Annotated in this window: 7 protein-coding genes; 4 read left to right on the forward strand and 3 right to left on the reverse strand. The window is 67.5% G+C overall.

Translation table 11 applies throughout. The features are described 5' to 3' along the window. Nucleotides 1-12 precede the first annotated feature (12 nt). On the reverse strand, nt 13-672 hold the full coding sequence (gene pyrE, locus C1922_RS01800; protein ID WP_108748219.1) for an orotate phosphoribosyltransferase: 660 nt from the start codon (nt 670-672) through the stop codon (nt 13-15). 163 nt (nt 673-835) lie between these two features. Here pyrE and C1922_RS01805 point away from each other — a divergent pair, with 163 nt between their 5' ends. From C1922_RS01805 to C1922_RS01815, 3 genes are all read left to right on the forward strand, one after another. After that, nucleotides 836-1,636, forward strand: a complete 801-nt coding sequence (locus C1922_RS01805) for an exodeoxyribonuclease III (RefSeq protein WP_108748220.1) — start codon at nt 836-838, stop codon at nt 1,634-1,636. Further along, nucleotides 1,633-2,937 (forward strand): MFS transporter, encoded by a 1,305-nt coding sequence (locus C1922_RS01810; protein ID WP_108748221.1) that lies wholly within the window; start codon nt 1,633-1,635, stop codon nt 2,935-2,937. The genes C1922_RS01805 and C1922_RS01810 overlap by 4 nt, the downstream gene beginning before the upstream one ends. 75 nt (nt 2,938-3,012) lie before the next feature. Beyond that, nucleotides 3,013-3,243 carry a hypothetical protein gene (locus C1922_RS01815; RefSeq protein ID WP_108751450.1) on the forward strand — a complete coding sequence of 77 codons (231 nt, stop codon included), beginning with the start codon at nt 3,013-3,015 and terminating at the stop codon, nt 3,241-3,243. A gap of 56 nt (nt 3,244-3,299) precedes the next feature. Here C1922_RS01815 and C1922_RS01820 read toward each other — a convergent pair whose 3' ends face one another. Continuing rightward, on the reverse strand, nt 3,300-4,427 hold the full coding sequence (locus C1922_RS01820; protein WP_108751451.1) for an anhydro-N-acetylmuramic acid kinase: 1,128 nt from the start codon (nt 4,425-4,427) through the stop codon (nt 3,300-3,302). Between the two features lie 65 nt (nt 4,428-4,492). Then, nucleotides 4,493-5,965 (reverse strand): peptidoglycan DD-metalloendopeptidase family protein, encoded by a 1,473-nt coding sequence (locus C1922_RS01825; RefSeq protein WP_108748222.1) that lies wholly within the window; start codon nt 5,963-5,965, stop codon nt 4,493-4,495. A 168-nt stretch (nt 5,966-6,133) separates the two neighbouring features. Here C1922_RS01825 and tyrS point away from each other — a divergent pair, with 168 nt between their 5' ends. Continuing rightward, on the forward strand, nt 6,134-7,345 hold the full coding sequence (gene tyrS, locus C1922_RS01830) for a tyrosine--tRNA ligase (protein WP_108748223.1): 1,212 nt from the start codon (nt 6,134-6,136) through the stop codon (nt 7,343-7,345). Nucleotides 7,346-7,567 lie beyond the last annotated feature (222 nt).

Raw genomic sequence — 7,567 nt, forward strand, 5'->3', positions numbered from 1 at the left:
CCTTCCCCTGGGTCAGCGTGCGGAGCGGACGCCGTACTGGGCCCGATAGGCTTCCAGCGGCTGCCGGTAGCCCACAAGTTCCGGGTTTCCGGAGGCGAAATCAAGCAGGTCGGCCAGGGTGGCCACCGCGATCACCGGAATGCCGGCTTCCTCGGCCACGGCCTGCGCGGCCGAACGGTGGTCGGCTTCCGAGGCGATCTCCTGGCGGTCCAGGGCCACCACGATGCCGGCCGGGGTGCCACCGGCGGCGCGGATGATGGCCATGGCTTCGCGGATCGCGGTGCCGGCGGTGATCACATCGTCCACGATCAGCACGCGCTTGCCGGTCAGGTCGGCACCGATCAGCTGGCCGCCTTCACCGTGGTCCTTCACTTCCTTGCGGTTGAACGACAGCGGCAGGTCGCGGCCGCGCTGGGCCAGTTCGCAGGCCATCGCGGTGGCCAGCGGAATGCCCTTGTAGGCCGGGCCGAAGACCACGTCGTACTTGATCCCGCTGGCGTCGATGGCATCGGCGTAGCAGGCGCCCAGCTGGGCCAGCAGCGAGCCGGAATCGAACCGGCCGGCATTGAAGAAATAGGGGCTCAGGCGGCCGGACTTCAGGGTGAACTGGCCGAAGCGCAGGGCGTCGGCGGTCAGGGCCAGCTGCAGGAAACGGTGGCGATGGTCGCTCATCAAAACTCTGTTCATCATCATTTGGAGCATAAATCCTAATCCAGCTGGGCCTTTCGCGCTCGTCCGGCCCGCCGTGAAGGCCCGCCCGGGGGGCGCCGGCGGACTGCGCAGCCCCATGGCCAACCGGTATGCTTGCCCGGTTTCCCGCCGTAGGTTCTTCTGCATGCGCATCATCAGCTTCAACGCCAATGGCATCCGTTCGGCCGCCACCAAGGGCTTCCTCGACTGGTTCCGCGCCCAGGACGCCGACGTTCTGTGCATCCAGGAAACCAAGGCGCAGGAAGACCAGCTGACCGACCCGATGTTCCGCCCCGATGGCCACCACTGCTTCTACCGCGATGCCATCACCAAGAAGGGCTACAGCGGCGTGGCCATCTACAGCAAGCGCGAGCCCGACCAGGTCATCACCTCGCTGGGCTGGGCCCCGTTCGACGACGAAGGCCGCTACATCGAGGCCCGCTTCGGCAATCTCAGCGTGGTCTCCTTCTATATTCCCTCCGGCAGCTCGGGCGACCTGCGCCAGGGCTTCAAGTTCGAAGTGATGGAGTGGCTGCGGCCGATCCTGGAAGAGTGGGCGCGCAGTGGCCGCGACTACGTGCTGTGTGGCGACTGGAACATCGTCCGGTCGGCGCTGGACATCAAGAACTGGAAATCCAACCAGAAGAATTCCGGCTGCCTGCCCGAAGAGCGCGACTGGCTGAACGCCCTGTGCGCCGACCATGGCCAGGCCACCGATGTCGCTTCCGGCCGCGGCTGGGCCGATGCTTACCGCCTGCTCAACCCCACCGGCGAGGATTACACCTGGTGGAGCAACCGGGGCGCGGCCCGCGCCAACAACGTCGGTTGGCGCATCGATTACCAGTTCATCACCGCGGGCCTGCGTGACCGCCTGCGCAGCTGCTCGATCTACCGCGACGAGCGTTTCTCCGACCACGCCCCGTTCACCGTGGACTACGACCTGTGACCGAGGCCGCTGCGGCGCCCAGCTACAAGGGTTGGGCCGGCATCAAGCGCGCCTTCGGCACGCCGTCGGCGCTGACCATGGCCCTGCTGGGCTTCGGCAGCGGCCTGCCGTTCCTGCTGATCGCCTCGCAGACCCTGTCCACCCGCCTGCGCGATGTCGGCCTGGACCTGGGCAGCATCGGCCTGATCAGCCTGGCCAGCTTCTTCTACCTGCTGAAGTTCGTGTGGGCACCGCTGCTGGACCGGTACGCCTTCCCGCTGCTGGGCCGGCTCGGCCGTCGCCGCTCCTGGCTGCTGGTGTCGCAGGTGGCGGTGCTGGTCGGCCTGGTAGCGCTGGCCTTCGTGCGCCCCGAACAGGGCGTGTGGCCGCTGGTCGGCTGGGTGCTGGCCGCGTCCTTTGCCGGCGCCACCCAGGATTCGGTGGTCGATGCCTACCGCATCGAGATCGCCCCGCAGACCGCGCAGGCGGCCCTGGCGGCCACTTATACGCTGGGCTACCGCATCGGCCTGATCCTGGCCGGCGCCGGTGCGCTGTACCTGGCCCAGTTCGAAGGCTGGATCGTGGCCTACCTGGCCATGGCCGCGCTGATGCTGCTGCCGATCCTGGCCACCCTGTTCTGCCGCGAGCCCGATCGCCCGGCCAACGCGGTGCAGCGCCGCATCGACGTGGCCGAAGCCTTCGTACAGCCGATCACCAGCTTCTTCAGCCGCAACGGCATCGCCCTGGCACTGGGGCTGCTGGCCTTCGTCGGCCTGTTCAAGTTCCCCGACCAGGTGATCGGGGTCATGGCCGGCCCGTTCTATCTGGATTCGGGCTTCGACAAGGCCGACATCGCCACCGTGTCCAAGCTGTTCGGTGTGTGGATGGGCATTGGCGGCGCCTTTCTCGGCGGTATCGCGGTGGCCGCGTTCGGTTTCCGTCGCATGCTGCTGGTGGCCGCGCTGGGTGTGGCCCTGTCCAACCTGGCCTTCCTGCTGATGGCGCACAACCCCGGCCAGCTGTGGGCGTTCTATGCCGCGCTCAGCGCCGACAACCTGTTCCAGGGCTTCGCCGGCACCGTGCTGGTGGCCTTCATGTCCTCGCTCACCGACCGCAACTTCACCGCCACCCAGTACGCGCTGCTGGTGTCGCTGGCCAACCTGCCGGGCAAGTTCGTCGGTGGCGTGTCCGGTTACATCGTCGAAGCCAGCTCATACAGCACCTTCTTCATGCTCAGCGCGGTCACCGTGGTACCGACCCTGCTGCTGCTGGCCTGGCTGTGGCCGCGCATCCTGGATCGCGGGCCGCCGGCCGCCCCCTGATTGCCTGCACGCCCCGGCTGCGGGATGATCGCCACGTGCGCCGGGGGGGCGGTGCCTTGCGAACGGGGAGTGAGCATGGCCGACATAGTGCTGCGCGACGTCGATCCGCTGCTGCTGGAACGTATCCGGCGGGTGGCGGTCGCGCGCGGCTGGACCCACGAACAGACCTGCCAGGCGGTGCTGGAGCAGGGGCTGTTGAGCAGTGAACTGGAAGTGCGCTCGGGCTTTGGCGATCCCGAAGTGGATGCGCTGTCGGCGGCCATCGCCGCGCTGCAGGCCATGCCCGCCGGCCAGGGCTTCGATTAGCGCCCTTGTAGAGTCGATCCATGCTCGACTGCCGTCCCCGGCGGATGCCACCCACCTCACGCCAGGTGGATCGCCCCCAGGATCCGCGGACCCTGCGCCCCGGTCACCGCCGGCAGGTTGCCCGGCAACCCCTCCATCGTGCGCTGGGCCAGCCAGGCAAAACCCATTGCTTCCACGTATTCCGGGTCCAGCCCATGCCGCGCGCTGGATACAACCTGCACGCCCGGCAGCCGCGCGGCCAACCGCCGCATCAGCTGTGCGTTGTGTACACCGCCACCGCAGACCAGCACCCGCCGCGTGCCCGGCTGCTGCGCCAGCAGCGCATCGGCCACGGTCATCGCGGTCAGCTCCAGCAGGGTGGCCTGCACATCGGCGGCACTGAACTGGCCCTCGCCCATGTGCGCTTCGGCCCAAGCCAGGTGGAACTGTTCGCGCCCGGTGCTCTTGGGCGGCGGCAGATCGAACCACGGGTCGGCCCGCCAGGCGGCCAGCAGGCTGTCATCCACCGCACCACTGGCGGCAAACGCGCCATCGGCGTCGAAGCTGCGGCCGGTGTGGCGCTGGCACCACGCATCCATCAGTGCATTGGCCGGGCCGGTGTCGAAGCCGCGCACCGCGCCCTGTTGGGGAATCAGGGTCAGGTTGCCGATTCCGCCCAGGTTCAACACCGCGCGGTCTTCATCGGCAGCGCCCAGCATGGCCAGGTGGAACGCGGGCATCAGCGGCGCGCCATGGCCGCCGGCCGCCACGTCGCGGCGGCGGAAGTCGCACACGGTGGTGATGCCGGTCAGCTCGGCAATCCGGTTGCCATCGCCCAGCTGCACGGTGAAGGCCGGGTCGGCCAGCGGCCGGTGGCGCACGGTCTGCCCGTGCGAGCCGATCGCCCGCACCTGCGCACGATCCACCCCAGCCTCGTCCAGCAGTTGGTTGGCCGCGCCGGCGAAGGCGATTGCGATCCGCGCATCCAATTCGCCCAGCTCTTCCAGCGACTGCAGCGGGCCGCCTTCGCCCAGCGCGACCAGCCGGGCACGCAGCACCGGTTCCCACCGCGCGGTCAGCCCGTGCACGAAGTGGCAGCCGCCGGCAGCGGGGAACTGCACCAGGGCGGCGTCGATGCCATCGGCGCTGGTGCCCGACATCAGGCCAAGGTACAGGGGGGCGTTCGAGTCGGCGGCGGCGTTCATGGCGGGCATAAAAAAAGGACGTGGCAAGCTTGTGCTGCCACGTCCTTGTTCGTCAACGCAGGGGCTCAGCCGCGCTTGCGGGCCGGCGCCTTGGCGTCCTTGGCGCTGGCCACCTCGGTGGCATCGGCCTCGCGGCTGGCGGGGGCCGGGCTGGCCTCGGCGTAGATCAGCTTTTCCATGCCCTGGATACGCGCCATGGCCGGTGCGGTCTGCGCGCGGAAGGCCACCAGCTCGGCGCCCTTCAGCGGTTCCGGCGGCGGCATGGTCACCGTCAGCGGGTTGCGGTGCTGGCCATTCACGCGGAATTCGTAGTGCAGGTGCGGGCCGGTGGCCAGGCCGGTGGAGCCCACGTAGCCGATCACCGTGCCCTGGGCCACGCGCTGGCCGTTCTTGATGCCGGCAAAGCGCGACATGTGCCCGTACAGGGTGGTGTGGCCGCGGCCATGGTCCAGGATCACCACGTTGCCGTAGCCACGCTGCACGCCCACGAACTGCACACGTGCATCACCGGCGGCCATGATCGGGGTGCCGGTGCGGGCGGCGTAGTCCACGCCCTTGTGCATGCGCATCTTGCCCAGCACCGGGTGCTTGCGCGCCCCGAAGGTCGAGCTCAGGCGCGCGAAGGGAATCGGCATGCGGATGAAGCTCTTCTTCAGCGAACGGCCGTTGATGTCGTAGTACTCCGACTTGCCGTTGCGCTCGAAGCGGAAGCCCGAATAGGTCTTGCCGCCGGTGGTGAAGGTGGCCGCCAGGATCTTGCTGGTGTCGACCTTCTCGCCTTCGCGCCAGGTCTCGTCCATCACCACGCTGAAGCGGTCGCCCGGCTGCAGGTCCTTCGAGAAATCGATGTCGTACTTGAAGATGTCGTCGGTCATCGTCGCGATCGCCGACGGCGACAGCCCGGCACGGCGTGCCGCGGCATACAGCGAACTGGTGATCTCGCCACTGGTGACCACCGTGCGCGTGGACGTCTCGCGCTGGGTCACCTTTTCCTTGATGTCATTGCCGGCCAGGCTCAGCTCCACCCGGTGCTCGCCATCGCGGTCGAAGCGGATGCTGCGCAGGTCGCCCGACAGCGGCATGTCGAAGGCGATCTCGGCGCCCGGGCGCAGCTTGGTCAGCGAATCGCGCGCGCCGGGATGGTCCAGCACCCGGTGCAGGGTGCTGGCCGGAATGCCGGCCTGGTCGAACAGTTCGCTCAGGGTCTGGCCGCGCTGCACCCGCAGCACCTGCCAGCTGTCGCCGGGGGTCTGCTGCTGGCGCGCCTGCGCAAGCGGCGGCAGCGGAAGGGCCAGGCTGGTGTGGCTGTCGGCGTAGGGCGCATCAATAGTGTGCGAAAAGCCGGGAACAATGGTCGCCACCAGCGCGCCAATGGTTGCGAACAGGCTCGCGTGCATCCAGTGGCGGCGGGTCCAGCGCTCGTTGAAAGCGGCGGGAAGGTGTTGCCTGAGCTTCCGGTGCAGGGCGTTGTCGTGCAGGACGTGGAGTCGTTCCTGGAAGCGCTGCTTGCGTGCGCGCCCTTGGTCGGAATTGTGCATCAGCGGTGTTTTCCTGGCTGGCCCGGGAGCGCGGGCCTGTTCGGCGGTTACCATAGACACCTGAGAAAACCGCGTCAAACCCTTGTGCCTATTGGCTTTTGTGAAGCCAATCGGGTTAACTTGGCGTTAACACCCCACATAAGAAACGGCACTGCCGGGAGTAGTCACGTGTCCTCGATTGAAGAAGCCCTTGCCCTGATCGGCCGCGGAGCCGACGAGATCCTGAAGCTCGAGGATCTGCGTGCGCGCCTGCAGGAAGGCCGCCCGCTGCGCGTGAAGGCAGGCTTCGACCCCACCGCCCCCGACCTGCACCTGGGCCACACCGTGCTGCTGAACAAGCTGCGCCAGTTCCAGGACCTCGGCCACCAGGTCATCTTCCTGATCGGCGACTTCACCGGCATGATCGGCGACCCGTCCGGCAAGAGCCTGACCCGCAAGCCGCTCAGCCGCGAGGACGTGCTGGCCAACGCCCGCACCTATGAAGAGCAGGTATTCAAGGTGCTGGACCGGGACAAGACCGAAGTCCGCTTCAATTCCGAGTGGTTCGGCAAGATGGGCGCGGCCGACATGATCCGCCTGGCCGGCCAGCACACCGTGGCCCGCATGCTCGAGCGTGACGACTTCGCCAAGCGCTATGCGGCCCAGCAGTCCATCGCCATCCATGAGTTCCTGTACCCGCTGGTGCAGGGCTACGACTCGGTGGCGCTGGAAGCGGACGTCGAACTGGGTGGTACCGACCAGAAGTTCAACCTGCTGATGGGCCGTGGCCTGCAGGAGCACCATGGCCAGAAGCCGCAGGTGGTGCTGACCATGCCGTTGCTGGAAGGCCTGGACGGGGTCAACAAGATGTCCAAGTCGCTGGGCAACTATATTGGTATCAGCGAGCCGGCCATCGACATCGTCACCAAGGCCATGAAGGTCGACGACGCCCTGATGTGGCGCTGGATCGAGCTGCTGTCCTTCGACATCAGCCAGGCCGAGGCAGTGTCGCTGCGTGAACAGGTCGCCGCCGGCACCCTGAACCCGCGGGTGGTGAAGCTGCGCCTGGCCCGTGAACTGGCCACCCGCTTCCACGACGCCGCTGCGGCCGAGCAGGCCATTGCCGGTTGGGAAGCGGCGGTGACCGGGCAGGGCGACATCACCCAGCTCCCGCTGCAGGACGTGGCCATTCCGGCCGAGGGCCTGCGGATTGCCGCGCTGCTGACCGCCGCCGGCCTGACCCCCAGCAACTCCGAAGCCAACCGCAAGCTCAAGGAGCGCGCGGTGAAGGTGGACGGTGAAGTAGTGGAAGATGGCCAGCAGGTGCTGCAGCCGGGTTTCGAAGGCCTGCTGCAGGTTGGCAAGCGCACCTTTGCCCGGGTGCGTCTGGTTGCGGCCTGACTCTTCCTTGCGGTATGCCTCCACGGGCGCGATGCATGAACGGATGCAACATCCGTTGAAAAAAATCGCCACACCCCCTTCACAAACTCTGTGGATGGGGGCATACTTCTTCTCCCCCGTCGCAGGGGTCGCCACCAAGGGGCTTCAGCGACAACAGGGCGCCCACCACCGCCGAACGAGATCATCGAACGAGGGTGTTGACAGGCTGAAAAAGTCTGACAT

This window comes from Stenotrophomonas sp. ZAC14D2_NAIMI4_7 (assembly GCF_003086675.1).
GTDB lineage: Bacteria > Pseudomonadota > Gammaproteobacteria > Xanthomonadales > Xanthomonadaceae > Stenotrophomonas.